This is a genomic window from Neobacillus sp. BP17 (genome assembly GCF_059579525.1).
Genome location: NZ_CM184198.1, coordinates 4,546,953 through 4,562,074 on the forward strand (window position 1 = coordinate 4,546,953; position 15,122 = coordinate 4,562,074).

16 protein-coding genes and 1 pseudogene are annotated in these 15,122 nt (G+C 38.5%); 5 read left to right on the forward strand and 12 right to left on the reverse strand.

Annotated features, from left to right (window positions below):
- Nucleotides 1-7: 7 nt before the first annotated feature.
- The 3 genes and pseudogenes from AC4QJR_RS22225 to AC4QJR_RS22235 form a co-directional block, all read right to left on the reverse strand.
- A pseudogene (locus tag AC4QJR_RS22225) lies at nt 8-346 on the reverse strand (thioredoxin family protein); the annotation flags it as partial.
- A 58-nt stretch (nt 347-404) separates the two neighbouring features.
- The gene (locus AC4QJR_RS22230; RefSeq protein WP_496524207.1) at nt 405-908 is read right to left on the reverse strand and encodes a DUF84 family protein; all 504 of its coding nucleotides are present in this window, start codon (nt 906-908) and stop codon (nt 405-407) included.
- 63 nt (nt 909-971) lie between these two features.
- Nucleotides 972-2,045, reverse strand: coding sequence for a M42 family metallopeptidase (locus tag AC4QJR_RS22235; RefSeq protein ID WP_098574553.1), 1,074 nt, complete (start codon nt 2,043-2,045; stop codon nt 972-974).
- Nucleotides 2,046-2,223: 178 nt separating this feature from the next.
- On the opposite strand from AC4QJR_RS22235, the gene AC4QJR_RS22240 reads away from it, so the two are divergent.
- Nucleotides 2,224-2,553 carry a PepSY domain-containing protein gene (locus tag AC4QJR_RS22240; protein WP_375376946.1) on the forward strand — a complete coding sequence of 110 codons (330 nt, stop codon included), beginning with the start codon at nt 2,224-2,226 and terminating at the stop codon, nt 2,551-2,553.
- 41 nt (nt 2,554-2,594) lie between these two features.
- Here the strand turns inward: AC4QJR_RS22240 and AC4QJR_RS22245 are convergent, their stop codons facing one another.
- Both AC4QJR_RS22245 and trmB read right to left on the reverse strand, forming a co-directional pair.
- Complete coding sequence (locus AC4QJR_RS22245; RefSeq protein ID WP_496524208.1) at nt 2,595-3,437, reverse strand: YtnP family quorum-quenching lactonase; 843 nt, start codon at nt 3,435-3,437, stop codon at nt 2,595-2,597.
- A gap of 97 nt (nt 3,438-3,534) precedes the next feature.
- A complete protein-coding gene (gene trmB, locus AC4QJR_RS22250; RefSeq protein WP_496524209.1) occupies nt 3,535-4,176 on the reverse strand; it encodes a tRNA (guanosine(46)-N7)-methyltransferase TrmB in 642 nt (213 codons plus the stop codon).
- 166 nt (nt 4,177-4,342) lie between these two features.
- Here trmB and AC4QJR_RS22255 point away from each other — a divergent pair, with 166 nt between their 5' ends.
- On the forward strand, nt 4,343-4,621 hold the full coding sequence (locus AC4QJR_RS22255; protein WP_098574557.1) for a YtzH-like family protein: 279 nt from the start codon (nt 4,343-4,345) through the stop codon (nt 4,619-4,621).
- Here the strand turns inward: AC4QJR_RS22255 and AC4QJR_RS22260 are convergent, their stop codons facing one another.
- From AC4QJR_RS22260 to thpR, 4 genes are all read right to left on the reverse strand, one after another.
- Complete coding sequence (locus AC4QJR_RS22260; protein ID WP_098574558.1) at nt 4,622-5,395, reverse strand: phosphotransferase family protein; 774 nt, start codon at nt 5,393-5,395, stop codon at nt 4,622-4,624.
- Nucleotides 5,396-5,612: 217 nt separating this feature from the next.
- Nucleotides 5,613-7,745 carry a type I pullulanase gene (pulA, locus tag AC4QJR_RS22265; RefSeq protein WP_496524210.1) on the reverse strand — a complete coding sequence of 711 codons (2,133 nt, stop codon included), beginning with the start codon at nt 7,743-7,745 and terminating at the stop codon, nt 5,613-5,615.
- Nucleotides 7,732-8,715 (reverse strand): diacylglycerol/lipid kinase family protein, encoded by a 984-nt coding sequence (locus AC4QJR_RS22270; RefSeq protein ID WP_496524211.1) that lies wholly within the window; start codon nt 8,713-8,715, stop codon nt 7,732-7,734. Before AC4QJR_RS22270 ends, pulA begins: the two co-directional genes overlap by 14 nt.
- 11 nt (nt 8,716-8,726) lie before the next feature.
- Complete coding sequence (gene thpR / locus AC4QJR_RS22275) at nt 8,727-9,314, reverse strand: RNA 2',3'-cyclic phosphodiesterase (protein ID WP_496524212.1); 588 nt, start codon at nt 9,312-9,314, stop codon at nt 8,727-8,729.
- Between the two features lie 167 nt (nt 9,315-9,481).
- Between thpR and cysK the strand changes: the two genes are divergently transcribed.
- A complete protein-coding gene (gene cysK / locus AC4QJR_RS22280) occupies nt 9,482-10,411 on the forward strand; it encodes a cysteine synthase A (protein ID WP_375376941.1) in 930 nt (309 codons plus the stop codon).
- Between the two features lie 313 nt (nt 10,412-10,724).
- Here the strand turns inward: cysK and dat are convergent, their stop codons facing one another.
- Nucleotides 10,725-11,597: a D-amino-acid transaminase gene (dat, locus tag AC4QJR_RS22285; RefSeq protein ID WP_496524213.1), complete on the reverse strand. Its 873-nt coding sequence runs from the start codon at nt 11,595-11,597 to the stop codon at nt 10,725-10,727.
- A gap of 531 nt (nt 11,598-12,128) precedes the next feature.
- Between dat and AC4QJR_RS22290 the strand changes: the two genes are divergently transcribed.
- Both AC4QJR_RS22290 and AC4QJR_RS22295 read left to right on the forward strand, forming a co-directional pair.
- A complete protein-coding gene (locus tag AC4QJR_RS22290) occupies nt 12,129-12,350 on the forward strand; it encodes a DeoR family transcriptional regulator (protein WP_081825309.1) in 222 nt (73 codons plus the stop codon).
- Between the two features lie 468 nt (nt 12,351-12,818).
- On the forward strand, nt 12,819-14,174 hold the full coding sequence (locus tag AC4QJR_RS22295; protein WP_496524214.1) for an amino acid permease: 1,356 nt from the start codon (nt 12,819-12,821) through the stop codon (nt 14,172-14,174).
- 53 nt (nt 14,175-14,227) lie between these two features.
- Here the strand turns inward: AC4QJR_RS22295 and AC4QJR_RS22300 are convergent, their stop codons facing one another.
- Together AC4QJR_RS22300 and AC4QJR_RS22305 are read right to left on the reverse strand one after the other, a co-directional pair.
- Nucleotides 14,228-14,578: an ArsR/SmtB family transcription factor gene (locus AC4QJR_RS22300; protein ID WP_098574565.1), complete on the reverse strand. Its 351-nt coding sequence runs from the start codon at nt 14,576-14,578 to the stop codon at nt 14,228-14,230.
- The gene (locus AC4QJR_RS22305) at nt 14,579-15,004 is read right to left on the reverse strand and encodes an SRPBCC family protein (protein WP_496524215.1); all 426 of its coding nucleotides are present in this window, start codon (nt 15,002-15,004) and stop codon (nt 14,579-14,581) included. It lies immediately after the preceding gene.
- Between the last annotated feature and the right edge of the window lie 118 nt (nt 15,005-15,122).

Here is a 15,122-nt window from a genome sequence, read left to right on the forward strand (position 1 = left end):
ACAAAAATTATTTTAAACCTGAGATAAAGTTTTCTATTTCTTCTTGTGTCTTTCGGTCTTTGCTTACGAATCGGCCTAGTTCATTTCCGTCTTCGAATGCGATAAAGCTTGGGATTCCGAAGACATCTAATTGTTGGCATATATCAATATACTCATCTCGATCAACATGAATAAATGTATACTCATTAAATTTTGATTCTATTTCTGGTAAAATCGGCTCAATAATTCGACAATCTGGACACCAGCCTGCTGAAAACATGAAAATTGTTTTTCCATGATCGCGCAGCTGTTCAAATTGCTCAACTGACTCTAAATTCTTCAAATTCAACGCCTCCGTTAGAATCTTTTGCTCATTTTTATGGCTATCTTCTTAAATCATAGCAGTAGACTACTTTTCAGTCCAATCATCTGCCCCTTTTGTATTGTCCCACTAACAGGTTCATAACATGAGTGAACATTTCAGTGCGATTTACCATTCCGTTAGTAAAAATACCAACCGCACCCTCTTGTTTCCTTACATTTTTACTGTTCGCATAATCTTCCATAACTGGTCCGAGTTCTTCACCCGCCCTTAATCGGACCGCAACTTCTTCCGGAAGTGGGATCCTTGCCCCGCCGGCAATAATCGGTTCTCCATCATTGGCTGCAAGTGCTCCCCAGTTACATATAAATAAACCGTAACTGGTTTCTTGTACACCTCCTTCAAGTCCAATCCCAATATCACCACTTCCTAGGTTTAAAGCACCTTTTGCCCGATTAATAGCACCTTTAATTGTTTCCTCATCGGAAAACGGCTGCTCATTAACACCTGATGGGATGTCTAAGTCAACAAACTCATGGTCCTCAGTAAAACAATTTTTCACCGCACTAATTTTAGCAGGATTCTTTGACCCAATGATAATTTTCATGATGATATTTACTCCTTTTAACAAAGTAAAGGGAGCATAAAAATGCCCCCCTAAAAAGGTAACCTAACTGTTAGCTTTAATCGTATCAACCGTTGTTTTGTCACACGCCTTGACTAGTTTAACAATTAGTTCTTTCGCAGCTGCATAATCATCCACATGAACGATTGAGGCATGGGTATGAATATAACGTGAGCATATTCCAATAACCGCACTAGGAATACCTTCATTTGATTGATGAACCCGGCCGGCATCTGTTCCTCCCTGTGAAACAAAATATTGGTAAGGAATTTTATTCGTTTCAGCTGTATCAAGGACAAACTCTCTCATCCCGCGGTGCGTGACCATTGTCCGGTCAAGGATGCGAAGCAATGCCCCTTTACCTAATTGGCCAAACTCATTCTTATCACCTGTCATATCATTTGCAGGACTTGCATCAAGTGCAAAAAAGATATCCGGGTTTATCATATTAGCAGCAGTTTGGGCACCACGTAAACCAACCTCTTCTTGAACTGTTGCCCCTGAGAATAGTGTATTTGGTAAAGTCTCATCTTTTAATTCCTGCAGTAACTCAATAGCTAAACCACAACCATAGCGGTTATCCCATGCTTTGGCTAATATTTTTTTCGGATTAGCCATCGGTGTAAATGGACAAATTGGCAGAATTGCCTGACCTGGCTTAATCCCTATCCGTTTGGCATCCTCACGATTATCTGCGCCGATATCTATCAGCATATTTTTAATTTCCATTGGTTTATTACGCTTTGCATCGTCTAAAAGATGTGGAGGTATCGAACCAACGACACCAATTACTGGACCATTATTGGTCATCACTTGAACACGCTGAGCAAGAATTACTTGACTCCACCAGCCGCCAAGAGGCTGAAAGCGAAGCATGCCATTTTCCGTAATCGCCGTCACCATGAAGCCTACTTCATCCATATGACCTGCAACCATGACCGTCGGGCCTGTCTCTTCTCCTCTTTTCATGCCAAAAATACTGCCCAGATTATCTTGAACAAGCTCATCTGCGTATTGAGATAATTGTTCTCTCATAAATTTTCTGACCAAATGTTCATTTCCGGGAGCACCGGGAAGTTCTGTTAGTGTTTGAAAAAGTTTTAAGGTTTGATCGTTCATTTTTTGAGCTCCTTTAGGTTTCTCAGGTTTAATTATGTATATTATAATTTTACAGAACTTTGAGTTCTCTTTCCATCAATTGAATTTAATATTTGTAATAGTATGTTCCTATCCCTAAATACGATATACTGAGAAGAGAATCCTATCTTTTCCAAATTTTATCCTTGGGAGGTCCTTTATGAATTGGAAGTCATTTCTCCTTGGTACAGCGGTCGGATTGATTAGCGGGTATGCTGCCAAAGAAATCATTTATGGTAGAACAAATGTATCGCCCGAAAAAGTATTAGAACAAGTAAAAAAGCAATTTACTAAGAATGGACCAATCAATGGTTCATGGATACATATGGAAGCAGAGCCGTATGAAAAACAACACATCGATTACCTCGTCTATAAAGGCGGTATTTCTAAAAACAATAATGGGACAACTGAGCAATTCGAATTCATTGCCGATGCCCAAACTGGTACCCTTTTGGATATTCGATCTTTGTCCAACGAACTTGTTTCATAGTAAAAATAGCCGTACCTGAATGGTTACGGCTATTTTTTTACTTAATTTTCTCTTTTAATACTTTCAACAATTTGCTTTCCTTCTGTATCCCATTTCACTGCCCGGTAAAAAGCATCATGATAAAAACTAAACCATGCGTGATTCCGTAATCCGTATGGAAGCCATTTTTCCTTTGCTGCAATCGATGTCATCGGATAGTCGTCATAAGCCATCACCCATAACACTGGTTGATGGGCATGAGTTGCCATCAGATCAGCCATATGAATCAACATTTCTCCCCGATCCTCTATAATAAGGATGGAATGTCCGTTACTATGACCGCTGGTATGAACCAAGGTCAACGCCCCTAAGTTCCATTTTTCTTCAAAAGGAACTACCTGCGATTCAATCGCTTCCCAGTTTTCTTTCCAATATGTATTTTTCGAGCGGATATTAGGGTTACGCATTTCATCCCATTCTTCTTGTGATGTAATGATTTTTGCATTGGGAAAGGCTGAAACGTATCGTCCATTTTCTAGTTTTGTCAAGCCGCCTGCATGGTCAAAATGCAAATGAGTCATCAAGACGTAGTCGATATCTTCTGGATGGAAACCTAACTTAGCTAAAGATTCATCCAACTCTGATTCTTTCGTTACACCGAAATTTCTTAATTGTTTTTCTGATAATTTCCCTTTACCAATTCCTGTTTCAACTAAGAAATTTTTCCCATCCATTTGAATGAACATCGGATCCGTTGGTAATTCAATTTGATTTCTTTCATTGGAGGGGTATTTCTTCGACCACATTCCTTTCGGTACAACCCCAAACATAGCCCCGCCATCTAAATTTGTTACTCCTCCTGATAACCAGGTAAGTGTCACACCGCCAACTTTTACTGTTTCCAATCCTTCTGCCCCCTTTGCACATTTTCTATATATTAACATTTTGTATATACTTGAAGAAATAAAAAGAACAGTTCACTAATGAACTGTCCTTAAAAAGTTAGTTTTGATATTTTACTTCACAGCGATAAATACGGCTTCCTTTTTCTGAGAATTTCTCTTCATACTCTGTCATGATGTTACCTTCATAATCACTTTTATGAAGATCTAGACTGATGTACTTTAATAACAATCCATACTCTGAAAAGCTAATTAAGGAATGTTCAAATAAGCCTTGATTGTCTGTTTTAAAATGGATTTCACCACCATCAACCATAATATCCTCATAAAGCTTTAGGAAATCCTTATATGTTAATCTTCTTTTTCTATGACGATATTTTGGCCATGGATCAGAGAAGTTTAAATAGACCTGGTCCACATCATTTTTGGCAAAATATTTCGGCAAATCCACTGCATTTACATTAAGGAGCCTTAGATTCGGTAAATCCGCTTCAATTAATCGTTCTAAAGCAGTAATGATGACACTGTCGTATAATTCAATACCAATATAATTTATCGTCGGATTCGCTCTAGCCATTTCCGTAATAAATTGACCTTTGCCTGTACCCACCTCAATATGTAGCGGCTGATCGGTATTAAATACTTCATGCCATTTTCCTTTATATTCTTCAGGATTGGCAACAATATATTGTGGATGCTGCTCTATTTTTTCCTTTGCCCAAGGTTTATGTCTAACTCTCATTTATGACACTCCTAATAATAATTTTGTTCGTTACATATATCATGCACCATTTTTCAGTACAAGTTTAACTTAATGGAAAATAAGATCATGAATAAACAAAAAAAGAATTCACAACCTAACAGTGTGAATTCTTGTTTTTAAATAACACTTGAGAGGGTGTCCATTCATGCCATTAAGTCATGATGACCAAGTCACTTTATTAAAAGATATATTAAACAATCATCAAACCGATTGCTGTGGGTCCGTTGCCGAATGTGAACAATTAGAGCGATTGGTGAAATCTCTAATGGTGAACACCGAGGTGGATCAAAATGTTAAGAATATCTTACAGGAAGTATATCAATACAGCCACCATGGAGTTGGTACTGCTGATTTAGATCAACATATTTTATCTAACCAAGCAAACTTATCAAGCTGGGTAAGTAATATAGACCAATTTTCCTGATTAGAGAATTTCACCCAAGAACTTTATCCATTTGTTCATTTCTTCCAAGCGATTTTTATTTTTATACCATTGAATTGAAGAAAGCGTCTGAATGGTAACATACCATTTCATTCGTAACTTTAGGTTATCGGTCAGCTCTTTGCCGTACATGCCTAACCAATCCTGCCAATTCTCTTTTGGAATATACCAATATAGGAGCAATCCTAGGTCAATGGCGGGGTCGGCGATCATTGCCCCGTCCCAATCAATCAAATACAACTGGTTGTCTTCTGCAAGCAGCCAGTTGTTATGGTTAACATCACCATGACAAACCACTTTCTCATCGCAATAGACATTTAATGCTTCCTTTTTTAAAAAGCTCATTGCATTTTGCACTTCAGGCAAGGAAAGTGTCTGCTCATCTAACTCATTTACCACCGATTTCAATATAGGCTCTGGATGTAATGGAGAAGTCTCTATCCGGCTTAACATTCCCAGCATTGGCTCTGAGCAATGAATCTTCTTCAGCAGTCTTGCCACGAGTTCTTGATTCATTTCTGACGGCTTTAGTTCTCTGCCGGGAAGCCACTGCTGTGCAGTAATTACATCTCCACTTTCCAACCTTTTTGTCCAAACAAGCTTTGGGACAATACCTTCTGCTGAGAGTACAGCAAGGAACGGAGACGAATTCCGCTTCAAAAAAAGCCTTTGGTCTTGATATTTTGCATAAAAGGCTTCACCTGTTTTGCCTCCAGCAGGGGTAATTTCCCACTCTTGTCCTAGTATATGATCCAAAATTGCTCACCTTCAATTTATGCCGTTCTTATGGGCTTATTCCTCTATATTTAGAGGTATAACCTGCGTTGCCGGAAGGTCTTATATTACCACAGTTTCATCAACAGCTTTTATTTTTTTGAAATAAAAAAAAAGCTATTGAAACCATTGCACACAATAGCCATCTTATTAAATTTTATCTCGGATTACCTTTTTTCGTCAAGTATATCTGCAGAAACTATTTTTTTAGCAAAACATTTATGGAGACTGGTTCAATACTCAATTCTTTCCTATACATAATCCGCCCGGCAGTAATCCCTGCGTTTACATCATCAACTAAGACCGTCCAATCCCCGTCAGGTAACGTTATATTGTGCTCTTTCGTGGTGGGATTGATTAGTAAAATTAGTTCATTATCCCCTATAAACCTATATCCTAACAGTGGTGAAGCTAATGGCATTTGGCGGATATTTGATCGGATTTCTGCAGAAGTTCTCATTCGGAAACAAGAAAATTTCTTACGTACTTGAATAAGTCCTTTTACATATTCTACATTATCTTTATATAAAATTTTTCTTTCCCAGTCCAGTTGATTGATTTCATCAGAGGAACGATAACTATTCCCCTCCCCCTTTTTTGTTCGAAAGAACTCTTGGCCACTGTGTAGAAAGGGGACTCCCTGGGACAACAAAACAATCGCTGTAGCGAGCCGATGATACTTTATTCGTAACGATTCATCAGCATCGGGGAGACATGCTTGAAGTTTATCCCACATCGTGTGGTTATCATGACATTCTACATAATTTAATGATTGAAAAGGTTCATTAAAAGTACCCGGACCGTGTTTAGTAAAACCGATGCTCCCAGTTATCACTTCATTAGCTGCCTCGAGGTAATGGTCATTACCTAAGGCAAAGCCTTTATCAAATAAGTTAAAAGAACTTCCCTTTATAGAATCACGAAATTTATCATTGAATTGAGCAATACTTGGCATTTTTGCCTGATTTCCAATTGTTGCTTTCTGCTCTGCTGGAAGTGGTGTATTGAGGTTCCAGCCTTCACCGATGATGATCGTCCCTGTTGAATGCCTATCGCAAACTTTCCTTACCTCTTTCATGGTCTCCACATCCAAGATCCCCATTAAATCAAAGCGGAACCCATCGATATGATATTCTTCCAACCAATATTGAATGGAATCCACAATATATTTTCTGACCATTTTGCGTTCCGATGCAATATCATTTCCAACTCCCGTACCGTTTGAAGGAAGTCCAATCTCGTTATGACGGAAATAATACCCAGGAACCACCTTTTCAAAGGATGAGGTCTCACGAACATATACATGATTATATACGACGTCCATGATTACTCTAAGACCAAGACTATGAACTTGATCAATTAACTGCTTTAATTCGATGATTCTTGAATATGGATTGGCAGGATTCGTTGAATAGCTTCCTTCAGGGGCATTGAAATGAAGAGGATTGTATCCCCAATTATATTCCTTATTTCGATGCAGTTCATCCACACCAGCAAAATCATGGAAAGGAAGGAATTCAATATGGGTAACACCTAAGTCTTTAATATACGCTAACCCCGTGGGTTCCCCATCCATTCCTTTTGTATTTTGCTCACCAGCACCTAGATACAGACCCTTATTCTTCACACCACTTTTAGGATGAATCGTTAAATCCCTTATGTGGGTCTCATATATAATGGCATCCACTGGATTTTCAATTTTAGGTAAGTTAGGACGCGTTCGCTGGGTTTCGTCAAATCTTACAATCACTCCAAGTTCTCCATTAACGGTCACAGCTTTAGCATAAGGATCCACAGCCTCACGCCATTCTTGATTGACTAAGATTAGAAAACTATATTGATAGAGCTCTAAATCACGGTTAACAGCTACGGTCCAAATGCCGTGATCTTCTCTTTTCATTTTTACAATTTCTGAAAAAGTACTTTTAGATGGACGCAACTTTAATTTAACCTGGGTTGCGGTGGGTGCCCAAAGCTTAAACCGGGTTAGCCCCGGTTGGAAGGTAACACCGAGATCCTTTCCGTCATAATAAAATTTCTCGTCAAATTCCTCTGTTCGAATCACGGCACCAATTTGGAGGTCAGTTTTCCCTCCATGCTCATCGATAATTAGATATTGTTTTTCAAAGGAATACTCTTTTGAAAATTCGCAAATATATTTCATTTTATTATCTATTTGTCTCTTCTCGATGATTTTCAATGGGTGTTCTTGAAAATCACTTGTAATCGAAAAGGAGGATGACAATCCGTGATGATAGGAAAGAGGTAGAAGAATCGTAATGATCTTCATCTCATCTAGATAGGCGAAGAAATTTCGGTCAGTAGCAATCATTCGAGTCCCTCTCTTTCATCTCCACTTCTTTCGGATGATTTCTTCTTGTTAACACTTCTAGAGCGCTTACTTGAAGATCTATCTTAAATGGTGTAGTTCCGATATGCTCTCCATCTGCATGAACAAAAAGTTTTGTTGGAGAATGGATGGACACACTCCTGCCCGTATAAGTTTTCACTTCTTTAAAATGGGTGTGCTTTCCCCAAAATACACTTATAAAAACAAGCAGCAGTTTCCATCGTGATAATTGATGGACCACGGTAATGTCAAAAAGGCCATCATCTGGTTCAGCATCAGGGGCAATTTTCATCCCACCGCCATAAAAGGGTTGATTCGAAACAGTTACAAACCATGTCTGTTCAAATATATGCTTTTTACCGTCAATTGATAAATCAATTGTAGTGGTTTTATAAGTAAATAATTTTTTTAACAAAAAATAAACATAAACCATTCTACCCATCATGAGTTTATTTAATATGGCTTTCATCCGGGATTGATTTACTTCATAGGAAATGAGGGCATCAAATCCAGCACCCATGTTATTAATAAAAAAGCGCTCATTTGATTCAGCCAATTTAATTTTCCCGATATCGATTGACAAACCCTTTTGTTTTGCAAGACGGAGTATTACTCCTATGGCTTCAACAGGATCAACAGGAATTTGAAAACCTCTAGAAAAGTCATTTCCAGACCCTCCAGGAATAAATCCTAGTGTAATTTTATTATCGTTGACTGCCCCATTCATCACCTCGTGCATCGTTCCATCTCCACCCACAGCAATAACAATCTTTTGCTCAGAAGTCTTTTGCACAATTTGCGTTGTAAGAATCTTTGCATGTCCAGGGTATTCAGTAAAAAATGCAAGGTAATTTACATGATTAACTTTTAGTTGGTGCTCCACTCTTTCCCAAATCTTAAAGCAATGACCATTGCCAGCTTTGGGATTAATAATAAAGTATACTTGTTTCATACTACCAACCTTTATTTATTTAATGTTTTTGTGCTGGTTAAAGGATATGTTTTAATTGCTTCATACTTTGGTGTTTTGTTCAGGTGTGTTTGATAAAGCACCACATCAACAGCATCAAATGAAAGGGGCGTAGGCTGGAGCTCTTCCCACAGTTTAAGCATTTCGTTTTGGAAAGGATGTTCACCTATCCATTTTCTCGCAAGAGTAATATGGGGACGGAATGGTCTTGTTTCCAGTTGGAACCCTGCCAGCTCACAAGCGAAAAATACTTTTTTTCTAATAACTTGTAAATGTGTGCTTTCCTCTATACCGGCCCAAAAAATACGGGGAGAAGTCACACTACCGAAAATACCAAGCTTGTTGATGTTCAATGTTAGTGTTTTCTCATCGCTAAGGGCAATTTTAACGTTTTTAACTGCTTCTGTTAATATATCTGACGTTGCACCACCAAGAAACGCTAGGGTTATATGTAAATCCTGATCATGGACCCAGCGACTAAACGGGATCATGTCTCTGATTTTTTCCAAATGGTCTTTCATCACTAGTTTCGCATGCTCTGGTATTCTTACGGCAAAGAAATAATGGGGGCGTTTTTCCATCGTTATGTTCCCTTCTATAAATAATTCTAGTCTATTTTGTCCTAAATGTATCTATTAGCAAACAGACAATTAGCCGATTTTTTTACAAAGTATTAATTTTTATTTATTATTAGTTATGAATCAAGTAATAGTTATTTACTTCAAAGGATGGAAAGGACGCGGGCCTCTTGAAAGTAGTCAATAATATAGCTGAACTAATCGGAGATACACCACTTGTTAAACTAAATCAATTAGCACCTAGGGGTGGGGCATCGGTTTATCTAAAGTTGGAATACTTTAACCCTAGTAAAAGCGTAAAAGACCGTGCTGCATTTAATATGATTGTTGAAGCGGAAAAGGCTGGGAAATTAACCACAGGTTCCACGATTATCGAACCAACAAGTGGAAATACAGGGATTGGCCTTGCCATGAATGCTGCTGCACGAGGATATAAATCGATTATCATCATGCCAGATACGATGACGCAAGAAAGAATCAGTATTTTAAGGGCATACGGTGCGGAAGTTGTCCTTACACCTGGAGATGAAAAAATGCCAGGGGCCATCAAAAAAGCCATTGAATTAGCTAACGAGATTCCCAATAGTTTTATTCCAATGCAATTTGAAAATCATGCGAACTCAGATGCACATCGTCATACTACCGCTGTAGAAATCATTGAAGCAATGAACGAACTTGGCAAACCGCTTGCTGCCTTTGTTGCCACCGCTGGAACAGGTGGGACCATAACTGGTACAGGCGAAACCTTGAAAGCACATTTTGAAAATATATCTGTCCACGTGGTGGAACCAAAAGGCTCGCCTGTTTTGTCAGGCGGAAAACCTGGTAAGCACAAACTTGTTGGAACAAGTCCAGGATTTATTCCAGACATTCTTAATCAGGATGTCTATGACGAAATCCATCAAATTAATGATGAAGATGCCTATGATATCGCACGCAGGTTGGCTGTAGAAGAAGGAATTCTTGTCGGGCCATCCTCAGGCGGGGCTTGCTTTGCAGCGATAGAAGTTGCCAAACGATTAACCCCTAATGATGTCGTTGTATGTATTGCTTGTGATACAGGCGAAAGATACTTATCGAGCGATTTGTTCCAGTATTAAAAATAGGCTGTGTTAAAGATTAATGTTGTTTTTAACACTCTGTTGATTGGAGTGGATGGCACGAAGACTCCTGCGGGAGTACGGGGCAGGGGAGACCCCGCAGGCGCTAAAAGCGGCGAGGAGGCTCCCCGGCACGCCCGCGGAAAGCGAAGTGCCAGGAACGGAAATCAACAGACAAGTTTAACACAGCCTAAAAATAAAAAGTGGACGTTCCTTGATGTGGGAAAAAAGTAGTTCATTTTTTCCCCTAAAGGTACCAAGCATATGGATTAAAGATTAAGACGTGGACACTTCTGTGTACACGTCTTAATTGCTAATGAAGAATTTTGTCAATAAGTGCTCCGCATTGTTTTTCAATTTCTAACTCAAAACGTTCCTGCAGTAATTTTGTGACAGGACCAGGCAAACCATCCCTTACACGCTTCCCATCCACTTCAATAATTGGCATTACCTCTGCGGTCGTACTAGAAAGGAATATTTCCTCAGCATCTATAAGTTCATCAAGTGTAAATGTTCGTTCCTCAACAACAATGTTATTTTTTTCGCAGACATGCAAAATAACATCTTTTGTAATTCCTTTTAAAATTAAGTTATCCGACTGATGTGTGATTACCTTGCCATTTTTAACCATATAGATATTTGATGAACTTCCTTCCGTCACATTCCCGCTGCGGTGTTGAATTGCCTCAAAGCAGTCTGCTTCGGCAGCTTTTTGCTTTGCTAATAAATTTCCAAGCAAATTTAAACTTTTTATATCACAGCGCAGCCAGCGTATATCATCTGTAATGATTGTTCTTACGCCCATCTTCAAACTCTCTAATGGCCTAGACACTTCCTTCGTATATGCTACTAGACTTGGCCTCACATTTTCTGTTGGGAAAGCATGATTACGAGGGGCAACTCCTCTTGAAATTTGCATATAAATCGTTCCTAACTGAAGGTTATTTTTCTCAATCAGTTCTTCCAGCAAATTTGTTAATTGATCCATTGTGTATGGTAGTTGGATGCCGATACTATCTAAACTTTTCAATAAACGATTTAGATGTTCGGTTACTGTGAACATTTTTCCGTTGTAGACACGGATCACTTCGTACACTCCATCCCCAAATTGATAGCCTCGGTCTTCTACATCCACCTTTGCCTGACTTCGCTCAATTATTTTTCCATCCATGATTGCATATTTCATTCTCCCATTTCCCCTTTTATTTTTTATTTGCTGTGTTAAACTTGTCTGTTGATTTCCGCTCCAATCAACAGAGTGTAAATCAAAATTATGCATTAACACAGCATTTTATTTAAATCTTCATAAATGTAACCATATCATTTTTTCAAATCTGTTATCAATTTAACTTCGACTTTTTATTATGCAAAATTAAAAATAATAATTTAACTAAAAATTCAAATAATTTGTCATAATCCATACATTATAACCCATAACCTATAGTAAGAGTACTACAAGGGAGGGAGAATATCCGAACAATTTTTGTTAATTTTTGAAGATTATTTTGTAAAATAAAGTATATTGGTGGAAATTTTCAGTTTTTGTGGTTACAATAAGGATAGGTGGACACCATCTAAGTATCCACAGTAAACATCCATAAAAAGGAGTTGTCTGCGCGGAAAAGAAAACTACATATTTCTTGAAGAGGAATCTTCAAACAGGCTGTCGGTAGAGGGATTAAGCCATAGGTTTGAAAAAAGGATAGGGAGTGGTTTTTTGAAACCTTCGACTAACCGGATGTTAAACCGCATCAAATGTATCTACATGTTTATTCGCAATAATGGAACAGTCACAACGCAGGAACTTGTAGAGGAATTTGGTATCACTCCTCGCACCATACAACGAGATTTAAATGTCTTAGCCTATAATGACTTGGTAATAAGCCCAAGCCGCGGAAAATGGACGACTACACAAAAAAGAGTTAAAATGTCTTCTTAAAACGAAAAGTAACGTAACAGGATAGCATAAAAAAGCACACGAGATACTCTCGGTGCTTTTTGTTTGTCAAAATATTAAGTCCTGCCATGTACATGATTAGTGATTTTGTTATATTCTTGTTCACTTATGATGCCGAGCTTTCTAAAAACATATGAATACATGAAAATTCTCCGCTGCAATCGAGGGGTAATAAACATATGCATCATCCTCCTAATTTACTTTATTTATATTCTCCTCTTCAAACAAAGTTTCCTTCAACCAAAAAAAATTCTTCTGGTTAATATTTTAAACTGTTTTCAAAATTCCCAATGAAATAATGCGACCGTCCAGGTCAAAATAGGGATATGGCTTAACTGCTCAGTCTCTCGACTCCATTTGACAGATTTAAATAGTATGGTAGTATATTATTATAGAAAAATACTTTAGTGCTTAAAAGCGTTTAAGCAAAAAAGTTTAATAGGAGAAGATATGAAAAAAAATCATCAGAACTTACAAAAAGGATTATTATCAAGGCATGTCCAGTTTATTGCTTTGGCTGGTATGATTGGGACGGGGATATTTAAAGGCAGTTCCGATACATTAGCCATTGCTGGACCTAGTGTAGTCGTGGCCTATTTACTTGGCGGTCTATTACTATTTATCATAATGGCTGCCCTTGGGGAAATGGCCCTTGCTTTTCCAAATTTAAATGTACAGCATTTAGTAAACAAAGCATTTGGTTTCCAAGTTTCTTATATCGTCGGATGGCTGTACTGGATCAATTGGACTCTTGTTACGATTGTTGAATTACTAGCTGCGGGAAGTTTTCTACAATTTTGGTTTCCTGCGATACCTTTATGGCTGTTAAGTTTCCTTTGTGCAGTTGTAATCGTAGGAATCAATTTAACTCAAGTAAAAAATTATGGGGAGCTTGAATTTTGGTTTGCAGGGATTAAAATCATTGCACTTGTGGCCTTTATTATCTTAGGCTTTTCACTCCTTTTTGGTATTATTCCCAGCTCGATTCAGGACCCACTCTCTAACTATACAGCTAATGGCGGATTTTTCCCGCACGGAATGGGTGGAATGTTCAGCGCATTTTTAGTAGTCATGTTTTCTTATGGCGGAGCGGAATTAATCGGGGTAGCTATAACCGAAACAAAGGATGCCGAGCGAGTATTGCCAAAAATTATTAAAGGTGCCGTATGGCGTGTCATGATTTTTTATATTTTACCAATTCTAATCATTTGTGGACTCATGCCTTGGGACAAAGTTACTGGTACAGACAGTCCCTTCGTTCAGGTCTTTAGCGCAACCGGGTTACCGGGAGCAGCACATATTATGAACTTTGTCCTTTTGACAGCTGTCCTATCGGCTGCAAATTCAGGAATCTATGCGACATCAAGAACACTATTTTCGATGGCACAAAGTGGTGTTGCGCCTAAGGTTTTTGCAAAACTCTCCGCAAAGGGAATCCCATTAACAGGAATTTTCCTTACGGGTGTCTGTATACTAGCAGGAGTTTTTCTAGCTTATTTAACACCTAGTCAGGTTATCGGCTATCTTATGACCATTCCAGGATTTACAGTCATGTTACTCTGGAGTAGTATTTGTGCAGCGCAGTTAAAATTAAGACCACTTTACAAAAATCAACCAGCGTTCCAAATAAAATGGTTTCCATATACGACCATTTTCGCACTTGCATCTTTAAGTATTATCTTTATTGGATTTGTGTTTAATCCAAATAATATTATTGGTTCATCGGTAAGCCTAACAATAATAGGCTTGCTAATCACCCTCTCATTTCTTGTTAGAAAAAATGGGTTGAATGAAATTACTGTTTAATATGAACTTAAAAAGGCCACCAAATATTGGTTGGCCTTTTTGCTTTTTCAATCTCAATCCTTTGGATCCGTTGGGGTATCTTGATCATCTGACTCTACAAATAGCCTAAGTGCGGATAATTTATTTTCCCAAAATAGCTCAAAATATTGGAGCCAATCTTTTAATTCATATAACGGTTCTGGCTCCAGCTTGTACCTTGTTTCCCTGCCAGCTTTTCGTTCCTTAACCAGCCCAGCCTCCGCTAAAACACGAAGATGCTTAGACACGGCGGTACGGCTTATCGGGAAGTGTTCACTTATTGCCGTTACGGGCATCTCTTCCTTGCTAAGCAGTTTTAACAGCTTTCTTCTTGTTGGATCAGCGATGGCTTGAAAGACATCATGCTTTGCCGAGGAAGCCGCCATTTATGCCTCAACATATCCCTGCAATTTTTTCACAATACCTGCCCAGCCCTGATTCATATGTTCACGGATTGGAGTATGCGGTTGACCAAATTCAGTGACTTTATTCGCGTCCCAACCTCCATGGATTAATGTTAACTCCGTTTTATCATCCAGTTCTTTTAATTCAAATGTTAGTGTCCAATCTTTCCCCCAATTAAAGGATAGACGGTTTGGAGGATCAACATGGGTTACCTTACATGGCGACATGCCAAATTGCGCTGCATTTAAATGAAACTCATGTCCCTCAACTGCCTGTAGATCATTTGGCATAAACCAGGCACTTAGACCCTCTGCAGTCGCTACTGCATCCCATACTTTTGCAATCGGAGCATTATAAACAACCGTATACTTTATATCCTCTAATGTTGCCTGTGACTCGTTACTCATATTAATTGCCTCCTCGAATTTTGCTGCGATATTTTTCAATACGAAACCATTTGGTTTCATATAAAGACTATATAACACCATTTGGTTTCGCGTCAAGCGATTTTTTTAAGGCTGCTAA